The 14183-nt window shown below is 60.9% G+C and carries 12 protein-coding genes; 4 read left to right on the top strand and 8 right to left on the bottom strand.

Annotated features, from left to right (window positions below; translation table 11 throughout):
- Positions 1–144 precede the first annotated feature (144 nt).
- From NIM87_RS01855 to hflX, 4 genes are all read left to right on the top strand, one after another.
- Positions 145–2478, top strand: coding sequence for a sensor histidine kinase (locus tag NIM87_RS01855; RefSeq protein WP_254672926.1), 2334 nt, complete (start codon positions 145–147; stop codon positions 2476–2478).
- Positions 2479–3861: a nitrogen assimilation response regulator NtrX gene (ntrX, locus tag NIM87_RS01860; protein WP_254672927.1), complete on the top strand. Its 1383-nt coding sequence runs from the start codon at positions 2479–2481 to the stop codon at positions 3859–3861.
- A 184-nt stretch (positions 3862–4045) separates the two neighbouring features.
- A complete protein-coding gene (gene hfq / locus NIM87_RS01865) occupies positions 4046–4297 on the top strand; it encodes an RNA chaperone Hfq (RefSeq protein WP_220306999.1) in 252 nt (83 codons plus the stop codon).
- Positions 4298–4305: 8 nt separating this feature from the next.
- Positions 4306–5673, top strand: coding sequence for a GTPase HflX (gene hflX, locus NIM87_RS01870; protein WP_254672928.1), 1368 nt, complete (start codon positions 4306–4308; stop codon positions 5671–5673).
- Here the strand turns inward: hflX and mazG are convergent.
- The 8 genes from mazG to NIM87_RS18520 form a co-directional block, all read right to left on the bottom strand.
- Positions 5670–6485: a nucleoside triphosphate pyrophosphohydrolase gene (gene mazG / locus NIM87_RS01875; protein ID WP_254672929.1), complete on the bottom strand. Its 816-nt coding sequence runs from the start codon at positions 6483–6485 to the stop codon at positions 5670–5672. The two genes, hflX and mazG, sit on opposite strands and share 4 nt — an antisense overlap.
- Before the next feature lie 239 nt (positions 6486–6724).
- Positions 6725–7561, bottom strand: a complete 837-nt coding sequence (locus tag NIM87_RS01880) for an MBL fold metallo-hydrolase (RefSeq protein WP_254672930.1) — start codon at positions 7559–7561, stop codon at positions 6725–6727.
- A gap of 4 nt (positions 7562–7565) precedes the next feature.
- The gene (locus tag NIM87_RS01885; protein WP_254672931.1) at positions 7566–8345 is read right to left on the bottom strand and encodes a TatD family hydrolase; all 780 of its coding nucleotides are present in this window, start codon (positions 8343–8345) and stop codon (positions 7566–7568) included.
- Position 8346: 1 nt separating this feature from the next.
- Positions 8347–9897 (bottom strand): methionine--tRNA ligase, encoded by a 1551-nt coding sequence (metG, locus tag NIM87_RS01890; RefSeq protein WP_254672932.1) that lies wholly within the window; start codon positions 9895–9897, stop codon positions 8347–8349.
- Positions 9894–10919: an AAA family ATPase gene (locus NIM87_RS01895; RefSeq protein ID WP_254677725.1), complete on the bottom strand. Its 1026-nt coding sequence runs from the start codon at positions 10917–10919 to the stop codon at positions 9894–9896. Before NIM87_RS01895 ends, metG begins: the two co-directional genes overlap by 4 nt.
- Complete coding sequence (tmk, locus tag NIM87_RS01900; RefSeq protein ID WP_254672934.1) at positions 10916–11602, bottom strand: dTMP kinase; 687 nt, start codon at positions 11600–11602, stop codon at positions 10916–10918. Before tmk ends, NIM87_RS01895 begins: the two co-directional genes overlap by 4 nt.
- A gap of 113 nt (positions 11603–11715) precedes the next feature.
- Positions 11716–12858, bottom strand: a complete 1143-nt coding sequence (locus NIM87_RS01905; protein WP_254672935.1) for a D-alanyl-D-alanine carboxypeptidase family protein — start codon at positions 12856–12858, stop codon at positions 11716–11718.
- A 61-nt stretch (positions 12859–12919) separates the two neighbouring features.
- On the bottom strand, positions 12920–13969 hold the full coding sequence (locus NIM87_RS18520; RefSeq protein WP_332017496.1) for a septal ring lytic transglycosylase RlpA family protein: 1050 nt from the start codon (positions 13967–13969) through the stop codon (positions 12920–12922).
- Between the last annotated feature and the right edge of the window lie 214 nt (positions 13970–14183).

Here is a 14183-nt window from a genome sequence, read left to right on the forward strand (position 1 = left end):
ACATTTTGGCAACAATTGTCTTGAAGGGTCGGCTGAATTGGGTCAGGCTTCGCATTCACGTTGGCATTGCACCTAGATGAGGGCGACCGGCAGTCCGAAATGGCGCCGGGTCAAGTCAACGAAGCGAAGGAAACTGGGCGGTATATGGCCGATTTGGTCTCAGCCAGCGATGTGCAACGGGACGATGCTGTGGCCGAATCCCGGTCCGGTGGTCGGGCTCTTTCGCGCATCCGGCAGAACCAGTCGCTGCGCGTCCTGGGTTTCCTGATCGTCTCGGCCTCAGTGCTGATGTCGTCGGTGTCGTTCCTGATCCTATCGGGCATTACGACGATAGAGCCTTCGCCCGCCATCTGGACGGTGATCTGGGTTGTCACCGGGCTGCTGGTTCTGCTGGTGATCGCGCTGGTGGTGACTGAGGCGGTGTTGCTGTTTCAGGCGCGCCTGCGCGGCGTGCCCGGCGCAGGCCTGCAGGTGCGTATGGTGGCGATGTTTGCCTTCGTGGCCGCCGTGCCCGCCGTGCTGGTTGCCATCGTTGCGACCATCTCGCTTAACCAGGGACTGGATCAGTGGTTCTCGGAACGCACCCGGGCCATGGTGGAGAGTTCGCGCCTTGTTGCGCGCTCCTACATGCTCGAGCATGCACAGGTGTTGCGCGACGATATTATCTGGGTGGCGTCCGAGCTAGAGCAGGCGCGCGCCACCTATGAGAATGAGCCGGAGCGCTTCGAGCGCATCCTGACGGCCCTGGCGGTAACGCGCTCGCTGCCCTTTACCTCTCTGATCGATCCGGCTGGCGAAACGCTAATGCGGGCCCAGATCAATGTCGCGGGGTCGTTCCCGAAGCTGCCGGCAGGGGTGACCGACGGGGTGGTGGAGGGCATACCGACTCCCATTGCGCCTGGCGCGACGCAGTTCGTCGGCTCGGTGATCAAGCTGCGCGGTTATGACGACACCTTCTTATTCGTGGCGCGGCCAGTCGATGCCGAAGTGCTCGAATATATGCGGCTAACCGACGAAAATATAACGGAATATCGTGAATATGCGTCGAGCCGCCTGGTGTTCCAGATCACCTTCACCATCATGTATGTCGGACTTGCAGTGGTGCTGTTGCTGGCAGCCCTATGGGTCGGCATTGCCCTCGCCAACCGCTTCGTTGACCCGATCCGAAACCTTATGATTGCCTCGCGCCGAGTGAGTGCCGGCGATCTCGATGTTCAAGTGCCGGTGCAGGAGGGACGCGGGGACCTGCGCGATCTGTCGAACGGGTTCAACAGTATGACCCAACAGCTCAAGACGCAGAGACTTGACCTGCTGAAAGCCAATGAGGTCAACGAGAAGCGCCGGCAGTTTACGGAAGCGGTGGTGGAGGGTGTTTCGGCCGGGATTATCGGCCTTGATCCCTTTGGCGCGGTGACACTGGTGAATGCTCGGGCCTGCGAAATGCTGGGGCGGACTGAAATTGAACTCATGGGCGAGCAGCTCGACAAGATCATGCCCGAAGTCGGGGCGACGCTTGAAAAGGCAAAGTCAGCGCGGCGCGGCCAGGTGCGCGACCAGATCCAGCTCGGCAATGAAACCGACCGCCGCATCTATCAGGTGCAACTGACACGCGAGGGTTCGATTACTGAATCAAAGGGCTATGTGCTGACCTTCGATGACATTACCGACCTCGAATCAGCGCAGCGCACAAGCGCTTGGGCGGACGTGGCGCGGCGCATTGCCCATGAAATCAAGAATCCGCTGACGCCAATCCAGCTATCGGCCGAGCGGCTACGTCGGCGCTATGGCGGCAAGCTCGAGGACGACCGCGAGGTCTTTGACAAGTGTATCAATACCATTGTGCGGCAGGTCGGCGATATCGGGCGCATGGTCGATGAGTTTTCGGCGTTTGCCCGCATGCCGGAATCCGCGCCCGAGACCGGCGACCTGAGCGACACGATCAGGCAGGCCGTTTTCCTTGAAAGCGTGCGGTTGCCCGAGGTCAATATCGTGACCCTGCTGCCCGAAGAGGCGATTGTGGCTTGGTTTGATGGGCGCTTGGTTTCGCAGTCCCTGACCAATCTGATCAAGAATGCGGTCGAGGCGTTTGAGGGACTTCCTCTTTCGGCGGAATGGCAGCCCACGATCACCGTGGAGGCCCATATCGAGGGCAATCACGCCCGGGTATCGGTGTCCGACAATGGGAAAGGCTGGCCCCCGGATAATCGGCAAAGACTGCTTGAGCCCTATATGACGACGCGCGAAAAGGGCACGGGCTTGGGGCTGGCCATTGTCGCCCGCATTATCGAGCAACACGGGGGCATCGTCGAGTTGATCGATGCCGAACCCGATCCACAGGGCAGGGTGGGGGCGTGCGTGACCTTCACGCTTCCTTTGCATTCGCCTGCAATGAGCACCATCGAGACAGAAGCCGCCCCGGCGGATGAAGACCCTGTCCAAGAGGAGGAGCCGCAGTTGTCTGCGGTTGTTCAGAAATAAATGGCTTTAGACATTTTGATTATTGATGACGAGGATGACATCCGCGACCTGATCGCGGGGATTCTCGAAGACGAAGGCTACGAGGCCCGACAGGCTCATGACGCCGATAGCGGGCTTAATGAAATAGCCCGGCGGCGACCGAGCCTGGTGTTTCTCGACATCTGGATGCAGGGTTCGCGTCTTGACGGGCTGCAATTGCTCGATGTGTTCCAGAACCAACACCCGGACATGCCAGTGGTGATGATCTCGGGGCATGGCAATGTTGAGACGGCGGTGTCGGCCATCCGGCGTGGCGCCTATGACTATATCGAGAAGCCCTTCAAGATCGACCGGCTGTTGCATGTGACGCAGCGCGCTATGGAAGCGACGCGCCTGCGCAACGAGGTTGCCGAACTCAAGGAACGTTCGCCCAGCAAGAGCGCCGAGATGGTCGGCACATCGCCAGCGCTTCAGCAAATCCGCGCGGTTATCGAGAAGTCCGCGCCGACTAATTCGCGCATATTTGTGTCCGGGCCGTCGGGCGCCGGCAAGGGTTTGGTGGCACGGCAAATCCATCAGCGCAGCCCGCGTGCCAATGCGCCGTTTGTCGAGATTAACGCCTCGCTCTACGCCCCTGATGAGGTGCCGGTGGTGCTGTTTGGGCGCGAGGCGCGCGACAAAAGCGGACTGCTCAAGGTCGAAGTGGGGGCATTGGAGCGCGCCCACGGCGGCACACTTTACCTCTCGGAGGTCACCACGCTACCGCAGCAGGTGCAGACGACCCTGTTGCGCACGCTGGTCGAAAACCGGTTCAACCGGGTTGGCGGCAGCCAGGCGGTGCCCATCGACGTGCGAATTATTTCGTCCAGTTCGCAGAATGTGGCGGCCCAGGTCGAGGCGGGTGAGTTCCGCTCGGACCTGTTCCACCGGCTGTCGATCGTTCCCTTGCCGCTGACGCCACTGCGCGAGCGCCGGGAAGACGTGCCGCCGCTGGTTTCTGTGTTTATCGAGCAGGTCTGCCGCATGCATAATTTGCAGCGGCTGGTTATTGGCGATGATGCGATGGCGGTATTGCAGGCGCAGGATTGGCCAGGCAATGCGCGGCAACTGCGCAATTCGCTGGAACGCCTGCTTATTCTGATGAAAGACCAGCAGCCGGAGAATGGGGTTATTACCGCCACGATGCTGCCCTCGGACATTGGCGAAGTGCTGCCCACGGTGGGCGACACCGATGCCTCGGCGCATCTGATGAGCCTGCCATTGCGAGACGCACGAGAAGTGTTCGAGCGGCAGTATCTGCTGGCGCAGATTGAACGCTTTGGCGGGAACATTTCCAAGACGGCTGAATTTGTGGGCATGGAGCGTAGCGCGCTGCACCGCAAGATAAAGTCACTGGGGCTCTGAAAAAACTATGAAAATGCCTCTCTGCCATGCAATGAGGGCGGGTAGGCAGTTGGGCGCTTGTGTGCCATAGTGCCTAATATATGATAATTCTGGCTTTGGGGGCTGTGCGGTAGTCCATCAGGGCCAGGACGCAAGTTTTTGCGGAAACAACAGCGACAATAAAGCCGCGGCAAAGAGGCCTCAAATGGCTAGCGAAAAGCAGCAAAACCTGCAGGATTCCTTCCTCAACCACGTTCGTAAGCAAAAAGTTCCAGTGACCATTTTCCTGGTCAACGGTGTCAAGTTGCAGGGTGTCATCACCTGGTTCGACAATTTCTGCCTGCTGTTGCGTCGTGACGCGCAGTCGCAACTGGTTTATAAGCACGCCATCTCAACCATTATGCCCGGCGCGCCAATCCAGCTGTTTGACCCCGAGCAGAATACAGACCACGACTGACCCCATATATGGACGATTTTGACGACGAGCAGGACGCCCATTCGGGCGGCCCGAAGCGCTATATCGATCGGCAGGAACTGCCGACGCGAACGGGACTGGTGTGTCCAGACGTCAAGGGGAAGTCGTCCTATCACAGCATCGAAGCGCGGCAGGCCGAATTTGAAGGCCTTGCAGGCGCCATTCGCCTCGACATCGTATTTTCCGATGTGGTGAAGGTGCGCGACGTCAAGCCCGCCACCTATTTGGGCGCTGGTCACGTGGCGACGCTGGCTGAAAAAGTAAAGGCCGAAGATATCGAGCTTTTGCTGGTCGACGCGGCGCTGACACCGATCCAGCAGCGCAACCTGGAACGCGAGACCGGCACCAAGGTGCTGGACCGCACTGCGCTCATCCTGGAGATTTTTGGTGAGCGCGCGGCGACACGCGAAGGCGTGTTGCAGGTGGAACTGGCCCATCTCAACTATCAGAAGGGGCGCCTCGTGCGCTCGTGGACCCACCTGGAACGCCAGCGCGGCAGCGGCGGTACGGGCTTCATGGGCGGCCCGGGCGAAACCCAGATCGAAAGCGACCGCCGGCAGATTACCGACCGCATCGTGCTGCTCGAAGATCGGCTCGACAAGGTTCGGAAAACCCGCGAGCAACAGCGGCGGCAACGCACCAAGGCCCTGATACCCGTGGTGGCGCTGGTGGGCTACACGAACGCCGGAAAGTCTAGTATTTTCAACACGTTGACCGGGGCAGGGGTGTTTGCCGAAAACCTTCTGTTCGCGACGCTGGACACCACCGTGCGCAAAATCGAACTGCCGCACGGGCGCGAGGTGATGTTGAGTGACACGGTGGGCTTTGTTGCCGACCTGCCGCACGACCTGGTGGCAGCGTTCCGCGCCACACTGGAAGAGGTGGTCGACGCCGATATCATTCTCCATGTGCGCGATATTGCCAATCCCGACCACGCTGGGCAGGCTCAGGACGTGCTCGAAGTGCTTGAAGAACTTGGCGTTTCTGCAGAAGAGACGCCGATCATCGAGGTGTGGAACAAGATCGACCTGCTCGAAGAGCCGGGACTTGCTTTGGCGAGTGCGGCACCGATGGGCAAGGTGCTGGCCACCATGCCAGTTTCGGCGCACACCGGGCAGGGCCTCGAGGCGCTAAAGCTCAGGATTGAGCAGGCGCTGGGCGAGCAAAGCCGGACCTATCACGTGCATGTGCCGCATAGCGCCGGCAGTGACATCGGCTGGCTGCACAGCAATGCCGAGGTGATCTCGCGGAGCGAGCCGACCGAGTTGGGGTCGGACTTCGTGGTGCGCGTCGACCCGCGTCACAAGACGGCGTTTCTCGAGCGGTTCAACGGTCGCATCGCGCTGTCCGATCTTTAGGCCTTGGACTTATCCTGGGCGCGGATTTCGTTCCAATAGCCGTCCAGCCGGTCGAGGCCGGCCGATGACGCCTCGATACCGTCCTCGCGGCAACGGGCTTCGACATAGTGGAAGCGGCGGGTGAATTTGGAATTGGCGTCTCGCAATGCCGCTTCGGGATCAACGCCGGCCTTGCGGGCGAGATTGGCGACGGCAAAGAGCAGGTCTCCGATTTCCTCGCGCAGGGCAGCTTCGTCGCCGGCATTCTCGGCCTCGGCGACTTCGGCCAGTTCCTCAGCAACCTTTGCGCGGACGGCCGGCAGGTCGGGCCAATCAAACCCGACCTTGGCGGCGCGCTTGGTGAGCTTTTCGGCGCGGGCCAGGGCAGGCAGTACCTGGGGTACGTCATTGAGAATGGAGGGCTCGGTATCACCCTTGCGTTCGGCCTTGGCGGCACGTTCGCGGGCCTTGATGGCTTCCCAGCGGTTCTGGGCGTCGCCGGCGCCATCGGCAATGACATCGCCAAAGACATGCGGATGGCGGCGGATGAGCTTTTCGGTGATGGCCATGACGACATCACCAATGTCGAATTCGCCGATCTCGCTGGCCATCTGGGCGTGATAGATCGGCTGCAACAACAGGTCGCCCAGTTCCTCGCGCAGATCACCAAAGTCGTTGCGCTCGATGGCGTCGGCAACTTCGTAGGCTTCTTCGATGGTGTAGTGGCGGATGGAGCGGAAATCCTGTTCCAGATCCCATGGGCAGCCGCCGTTGGGATTGCGGAGCGCCGCCATGATCTCGATGAGGCGGGAAATGTCACGGGATGGCTGCATAATGAAAGTCCTCAGAATCGCTGTTGCGCACCATAGCAAAGCGTGGGGGAGAAGCGACCGGCGCCGAGCGCCAGCAAATTTCATCAATCCGTTTTTCGCATAATATATATTATGGAACTTTTGTGAGTTCGGATTTGTTGAAAATGCTAGGTTTTTGGGTTGCCCGAGGCTGGGAAGCCCTGAAATGATTGCGATGGTTCTGGATGCCGCGTTCGCGGCCAACGCTTTGGCTGCCGATGTCAACGGTTGAGGATGCGCCCTGCGGTGATGTCGATCTGCATGCCGTCGAAGGCCGGAGTGACGTTGGGAGGCGTTTCGGCGTCGGTGGCGTGATAATCGAGGTCGATGTGCATATTGGTCAGCACCGACTGGCGCGGCGCGAAACGTTCGATCAGTTCCAGCGTTTCCGGCAGGCTCAAATGGCTCGGATGTGGCGTCGGGCGCAGCGCATCGATGATCCAGGTGTCGAGGCCGTTGAGCGCATCGTGGGCGCTCGCTGGCACGGCCGATAGATCGCAGCAATATGCCAAACCACCAATGCGGTAGCCAAAGGCGTTGATGTCGCCGTGGATCAGGTCGAAGGCGTGGATATCCAAAGTGCCGCCTGGACCATCGACTGCAATCGTATCGCCATCGGCGACTTCGTGGGCGTTGAGGATGGGTGGATAGTTGCTGCCCGGCGGCGTTGAGAAACAATAGCCAAAGGCTTCGCGCAGGCGTTCGCCGCAGGCGGACGAAAAGTAGACATCGACCCGGCGGCGATTGTGGAGTGCCAGGACGCGCAGATCGTCGATGCCGTGCGTGTGGTCGGCGTGTTCATGGGTGTAGAGCACAGCGTCGACACGATCGACCTGGGCGGCGAGGAGCTGTTCGCGCAGATCGGCGCCCGTATCGACAAGTGCGCGCGTGGGTGCCTCGACGCCATTGCGCCAGCCCTCGATCAGCAGCGAGCAGCGTCGACGTCGGTTGCGCGGTTCATGCGGATCGCATGAACCCCATTCATTGCCGATGCGTGGCACGCCGCCGGAGGACCCGCAGCCCAAGATGGTCGCGATGATCCGGTCTGGCGGCGCCATGGCGTTATCTCACGCCGGTTTTGGAGAATAGACGGCCGAAATTGGCCGTGGATTCGGCGCCTAGCTGCTCAAGCGAGATGCCACGGATCTCGGCAAGTTTCGTCGCCGTGTGACGCACAAAACTGGGCTCGTTGGACTGACCACGGTGCGGGATCGGCGCCAGATAAGGCGCATCAGTCTCGACCAGGTAGCGATCCGCGGGAACGGCCTTGGCAACGGCCTGAATTTCCACGGCATTTTTGAAGGTCAGGATGCCGGAGAAGGAGATGTAGCCGCCAAGAGCCAGGGCGCGCTGCGCCAGGGTCATGCCTGCAGTGAAGCAGTGGAGAACGAAGGGGAAAGCACCCTGCCCGGTCTCTTCCTCAAGGATGGCGGCCATGTCGTCGTCGGCCTGGCGGCTGTGGATAACCAGTGGAAGACCGGTGATCCGCGCCGCAGCGATGTGGCGCCTGAGGCCCGTCGCCTGGGCGTCGCGCGGGGCGTTGTCGTAAAAATAATCAAGGCCGGCTTCACCGATGGCAACGCAGCGCGGATGGGCACTTAGCCGGACAAGATCATCCGTTTCGATATGCAGCTCTTCATGCGCATTATGCGGATGAGTGCCGACCGAGCACCAGACGTTCTGAAAACGTTCTGCAAGACCAGCATAGGTGGAAAAGTTTTCCACTCTTGTGGATATCGTCACCATGCCGGTGACGTCAGCAGCAGCGGCGCGCGCCATCACGCCGTCCAGATCGGCGGACAGCGCCTCGAAATCGAGATGGCAATGACTGTCGATCAGCATGTCACTCGGCCGGTTTTTCGACGCGCGCGAAGACGCCTTGCGGCACCGGGAGTTCCGTGCCGGATTGGAGTGCGTTCACCGTGGCGGCGGCGTCCAGCCCGCGACTTTCTGCCGGAACGGCAAGCTGATCGAGCAGCTTTGCGGCCGATGCCGGAACGAAAGCCTGCATTGGGATGGCGAGGCGCCTGACGGTGTCGGCCGTGATGTAGAGGACAGTCGCCATCCGGACCGGATCGGTCTTCTTCAACGCCCAGGGCTCCTGGCCGGCGAAATAGTTGTTGGCCGAGCTCAGCGCTGCGATGATGGCGCCGGTGGCCTCATGGATCAATTGCTGATCCATGGCTTTCTGGGCCTCGGCCAGTGCCTCGGTGACTTCTGCGATGATCGCATTGTCAGCGTCGGTCAGAGCCCCCAATTCGGGCACCTTGGCGTCGCAGTTCTTGTTGATCATCGAGAGTGAGCGCTGCGCCAGATTGCCAAGATTGTTGGCCAGGTCGGCATTGACGCGGTTGACCAGCTTTTCGTGGCTGTAGTCGCCATCGTTGCCGAAGGAAACTTCGCGAGCAAAGAAATAGCGCACGGCATCGGCGCCGAAGGTGTCGACCAGCGCGAATGGGTCAATGACATTGCCCAGCGACTTGCTCATCTTTTGGCCGTCGACGGTCAGGAAGCCGTGGGCGAAGACTCGATGCTGCACCTCGATGCCGGCGCTCATCAGGAAAGCGGGCCAATAGACAGTGTGGAAACGGATAATGTCCTTACCCACAACGTGAAGGTCAGCCGGCCAGAATTTTTTGAACAGATCGCTCTGCTCGTCCGGGTAGCCTAGGCCCGTAATATAATTGGTCAGGGCATCAACCCAGACATACATCACATGTCCGGGCGCATCCGGCACCGGCACGCCCCATTCAAAGGTGGTGCGAGAGATGGAGAGGTCCTTGAGGCCGCTCTTGACGAAGGAGATGATCTCATTACGACGCTCTTTGGGTGCAATGAAGTCGGGATTGGCTTCGTAGAGGTCGAGCAGCTTTTGCTGGTAGGCTGAAAGACGGAAGAAATAGGTTGGCTCTTCGACCCATTCGACTTCGGCGCCCGACGGCGCGAAGCGCTTGCCATTCTTCTCGGTCAGCTCGTCTTCATCGAAATAGGCTTCGTCGCGGACCGAGTACCAGCCCTTGTATGTGGACTGGAAGATGTCGCCATTCTGGCTGGCGGCCATCTTTTTCCAGATGGCCTGCGACGCCTCATAATGGCGTGGCTCGGTGGTGCGAATGAAGTCGTCGTTGGAAAGATTAAGTTCAGCTGCCAGCTTGCGGAATTCGCCGGCATTGCGATCTGCCAGTTCGCGTACCGGAATGCCCTCCTTGGCCGCTGTCTGCACCATCTTGATGCCATGCTCGTCCGTGCCGGTGAGGAAATAGACTTCCCTGCCCTCAAGCCGCTTCCAGCGCGCGATAGCGTCGGTCGCGATCATCTCATAGGCGTGACCGATATGCGGGGCGCCGTTGGGATAGGAGATCGCGGTCGTGACGTAAAAGGGCTTGGGGGTCATGCTGGCTCGACGGGATTGGCGATGAGGGCGCAATGCTTCCGTATGGCGTCAAAGATAACCACCAGCGTCTGCTTCATATCGAGGTTGACGCTGTCGGCTTCGCCCAGAAGTGCGCCTGCCTTCTCCCATAGCTCGGTTGCCGAGGCAAGCCGCCTGCGTGCGCCTGGCTGTAATGCCGCGTCCCGCATCTCGGTGGCTAGCCAATCATTGAGGATTTCCCGGGCGAAGGACATGTCGGCGCCCTGCGGGTCGCTGCCGAGCGCGTCGGCCAGTTGGAGTTCGGCTGCTACAGGGGCGGCCTCAGGCTGGCGCAGCCAGAGCTGCAACGCGCCAACTGGCGAATTGTCGGCTAAAGCCAGGGTCTCGAAGGCGCGGCGGGGGCGTCCCCCGGCGAGTGCGATAGCGCGGTCCAGCGCGGATGGGGCGAGGTCCGGCATACTAGAGGCGACGACGCTGGTGACGAGATCGTCGACCAGAGGCCGCAAGGCCAGGTTGTGGCAGCGCGAGCGAATGGTGGGCAGCAACTGGCCTGGCCGGTGTGAAATCAGGAAGAAGGTCGTATCGGCGGGCGGCTCTTCGAGGGTCTTGAGCAAGGCATTGGCGGCATTGGGATTGCAGTCATCAATACTGTCGAGAATGGCAATGCGATGCCCTGCCCGGCCGCGGGTGTGGTGCAGCGCTTCGCGCAGATCGCGGACATCTTCAACGCGAATGACAGTGTAATAGCCCTTGCTGTCCTTGAGACGGCGGCGAAGGACCGACAGGTTGGGATGGGACAGGGCAGCGACCTGTTCATGCACGCGGTGTGGCGGTTCGTCGCCAGTCGCTGTGAGAATGGATGCCGCAAGCTCAAAGGCCAGAGTGGCCTTGCCGATGCCCTGGGGCCCATGAAGCATAATTGCACCCGGCAGGCGGCCGTCAGCCAGCTGAGAAAGCACTGCACTGCGTGCGGCGTCATGACCGATGGCGATCTGCCTCTGTTCTGGCAGTGGGAGATCCAGGAGTGCTGTCGGGTCGGTCACGCGACGATCGGCCCTTGTAATTCGGGGAAGCGCTTGCTCACGACGTCCCAGATGGCGGCCTCAAGCTTTTCCTCGTCCTGCTCGGCGGAAATGACGACGCAGCGGTCGGCGTTCCTGCCGGCGATATCGAGGAAGTTTTCCCGCAGGCGCTGGTGCCACCCAAGTTCTTCCTTCTCGAAGCGGTCGCCGGTCAGTTGGAGCCCATCTTCGACGGCGCGTTGTTCAACGCGGCGAAAGGCCACTTCAGGGTCCATGTCCAACACAATGGTGAGGTCCGGCGTGTGGCCGTCGAGTGCCAGGTTTTCAAGCGCGTCAATCAGTCGGTCATCGACGCCGCCGGTCAGGCCCTGATAGGCGCGGGTGGAGTCACAGAAGCGGTCCGAGATGACCCAGGTGCCTTTTGCCAGATTGGGAGCGATAAGCTGATTGACGTGATCAAGGCGCGCCGCGGCAAAGAGAACGGCTTCGGACCCGGCGCCCCAGGCTTCGGAGCGTCCCTGCAGGATGAAGGAGCGGATGGCCTCTGCCTTGGGCGTGCCGCCAGGCTCGCGCGTGCGAACCGCCTCGATGGCGTGATGGCCCAGATTATTCAGCAAACGCCGCACCTGGGTGGATTTGCCGACACCTTCCCCGCCTTCAAAAGTTATGAATCGGGCCGGGCGTCGATTGGGCGCTTCAAGCATGGGCTAGCTGATTCCGTGGTCCGATTTCTTTTAGGCCACCTTGCCCGGTGGGAAAAGGGAGAAGGCACCGGCGGCCGGCTCCCCGCCATTCGAGCGTAGCTCTTCTGACCTCCTCAGAGCCAGCCTAGTGCGAGCTGCTTGAGCGCATCCGTGGCGCGGCGCACGAGGTCGCCCTGCCCTACGCTTTCGGCGGCATAGAGGGGGGCCGACTGAACAAGCTGGTCGTTGCAGTAGACACGCAATTCGGCGATTTTGTCGCCCTCGTTGACCGGTGGCAAAAGCGGGGCTTCGTAATTGACGGTGGCGCTGAGGCATTGGCGTGAGCCGCGGGGCAGATAGAGAGCGATTTCGCCCCGGCCGATGAGTCCGACATGGGGGTTGGCGCCGCCATAGACATCGGCAAAAGCAACCACCTGCCCGGCGGCATAGGGGGTAAAGCGTTCAAAGGCGCGGGCGCCCCAGGTCAAGAGTTTGCGGGCTTCCTCGGTCCGTTCGCGCATCGAGGTCAGGCCATGGACGACCGCGATAAGCCGACGGTCGCCCTGGTCGGTGGAGGTGACGGAGCCGTAGCCAGCGGCCTCTGTGTGGCCAGTCTTGAGGCCATCAACGCCGATGCCCATTTCGACCAGCGAATTGCGATTGGCCTGGTTGATGCCGTTCCATTCCATCTCGGGCTCGGAGAAGTAATGGTAATATTCAGGGAATTCGCGGATCAGGTAGCGCCCAAGCTCGGCCAGGTCGCGGGCGCTCGAATACATGTCAGGATCGGGCAGACCTGCGGGATTGGTGAAATGCGAACCAGTTAGGCCGATGTCCGCCGCCAGCTCATTCATCATCAGCGCGAAGGTACTTTCCGATCCCGCTATTCCTTCGGCCAAAACGATGGCGGCGTCGTTGCCGGACTGGATGATGACAGAGCGCACCAGATCTTCGACCCGGATCTGAGAATTGAGGTCGGCGAACATGGTCGAGCCGCCTGAGGCAGCACCACCCGTGCGCCAGGCGTGTTCAGAAACGAAGAACTCGTCGTCGAGGCTGACGCGACCGGCCCGGATTTCGTTGAACACGACGGCCAGGGTCATCAGCTTGGCCATGGATGCCGGCTCCAGCGCGGCATCGGCCTCTTTCTGAAAAATGACGGTGCCGGACTCGTGGTCCATCAGGACAGCGAAACTGGCTTTGGTGTCAAACTCGGCCTGCGCGGCGACCGATCCGGCAAAGACCAGCAATGCGGCGATGGCGATCAGCACTCTCACGGGCATTTCCCTCGGGTCTCAGCGCCGGCGACGAACCGCTCCCGTGCCGCAGACTTTGCAATTAATAGAGAATTGCGTCATTCAGGCCAAGGTCTCGCGCAAGATTGAACGCATCCTGCTCTGTCGCGCCGGGCTTGAGATGCGTCAGCGTTAGCTTTATGGCCGGACGACCATTGGCCGTGACCGCCTCTTCAGTGACTGCGCCCAGAATCGCAAATTGCTGGGCAAGCGCGGCAGCGTTTGCTGGATCGGCATAAATGCCCAGCCCCATACGGATTGCGCGACCGTCCGCATCGACGGAGGCTGCCCATGCGGCCAGGTCGGCATTGCCAGCAGCCATGGCGTTGGCAGCGGCATGGGCGGAACCAATGGCCGCGTTAGCCTCGAGCGGGGTGGTGTCGGCGTAAGAAAAGAGCCCGGAGATGAAGTTGGTCGTCATGCCCACCAGGCTACGATTGCTTTGCCCGCCCCCGGAACTGGCGACGCGGATCGGGCCGCTGTCGTAATCAGCAGGGCCATTGTAGCTGGCGACCAACATCCGGGTGTCGTCGCCTTCAAGCGGCGCCTGCCCGACATATTCAACATGTACGCTGGCGGAGCCCTTGTTGACATAGCCCAGCATCGCCGCCGCGCGGTGGGACAGGTCGATGATACGGCCCGAGACATAAGGGCCGCGGTCATTGACGCGCACTATCAGCGAACGACCGTTGTCGGTGTTGGTGACGCGGACATAGGAGGGCAGCGGCAGGGTCGGGTGTGCCGCGGTGATGGCATTGGCCGAGAAGATTTCGCCATTTGCGGTGCGGCGCCCGTGGAAGTCGGAGCCATACCAGGAAGCGGACCCGGAAGCCGCGTAGCTGGGATCATGCTGCGGAACATAGGTCTTGCCGCGCACCGTATAGGGCTGGCCGACCTGGTAACGGCCGCCGCCCCTTGGTGGATTGGGATTGTTGGAAACGCGGGGCGAAACGGCCACGCCATATTCGCTGGAGGTGAAGGCGGCGCGTTTAAGAGTGGGACCGAAGCTACCTGTCGCGCAGGCTGCTACCATCGGGGCGATCAGGGCGGCCAGGGCAATGGCTCGGACGGCGCTACGCCAGGAAGTCGACACGGTACGCAATACTCTTTGAACAAAATCGCTCTTGCGCGAGAGCATAGCCCGCTGACGGCGCTGTTGACAGAATGGAACAATTTTCTGGTTTAGGAGCAGTTAAGGCCAACAAGATGTTAGCGCCTTACGTGGCATTTTCCGCAAACTGCCGCGCCGATGCGGTCGTGCAGTCGATCCCAGAGAAAACCTGAGACTTTTCGCGGACCACCTTCAA

Origin of the sequence: Devosia ureilytica (genome assembly GCF_024273195.1) — a bacterium.
GTDB classification, from domain to species: Bacteria; Pseudomonadota; Alphaproteobacteria; order Rhizobiales; family Devosiaceae; genus Devosia; species Devosia ureilytica.

Coding starts and splice junctions, on each gene's coding strand:
- NIM87_RS01855 (WP_254672926.1), top strand. CDS start 145: ATGGCCGATTTGGTCTCAGCCAGCGATGTGCAACGGGACGATGCTGTG.
- ntrX (WP_254672927.1), top strand. CDS start 2,479: ATGGCTTTAGACATTTTGATTATTGATGACGAGGATGACATCCGCGAC.
- hfq (WP_220306999.1), top strand. CDS start 4,046: ATGGCTAGCGAAAAGCAGCAAAACCTGCAGGATTCCTTCCTCAACCAC.
- hflX (WP_254672928.1), top strand. CDS start 4,306: ATGGACGATTTTGACGACGAGCAGGACGCCCATTCGGGCGGCCCGAAG.
- mazG (WP_254672929.1), bottom strand. CDS start 6,485: ATGCAGCCATCCCGTGACATTTCCCGCCTCATCGAGATCATGGCGGCG.
- NIM87_RS01880 (WP_254672930.1), bottom strand. CDS start 7,561: ATGGCGCCGCCAGACCGGATCATCGCGACCATCTTGGGCTGCGGGTCC.
- NIM87_RS01885 (WP_254672931.1), bottom strand. CDS start 8,345: ATGCTGATCGACAGTCATTGCCATCTCGATTTCGAGGCGCTGTCCGCC.
- metG (WP_254672932.1), bottom strand. CDS start 9,897: ATGACCCCCAAGCCCTTTTACGTCACGACCGCGATCTCCTATCCCAAC.
- tmk (WP_254672934.1), bottom strand. CDS start 11,602: ATGCTTGAAGCGCCCAATCGACGCCCGGCCCGATTCATAACTTTTGAA.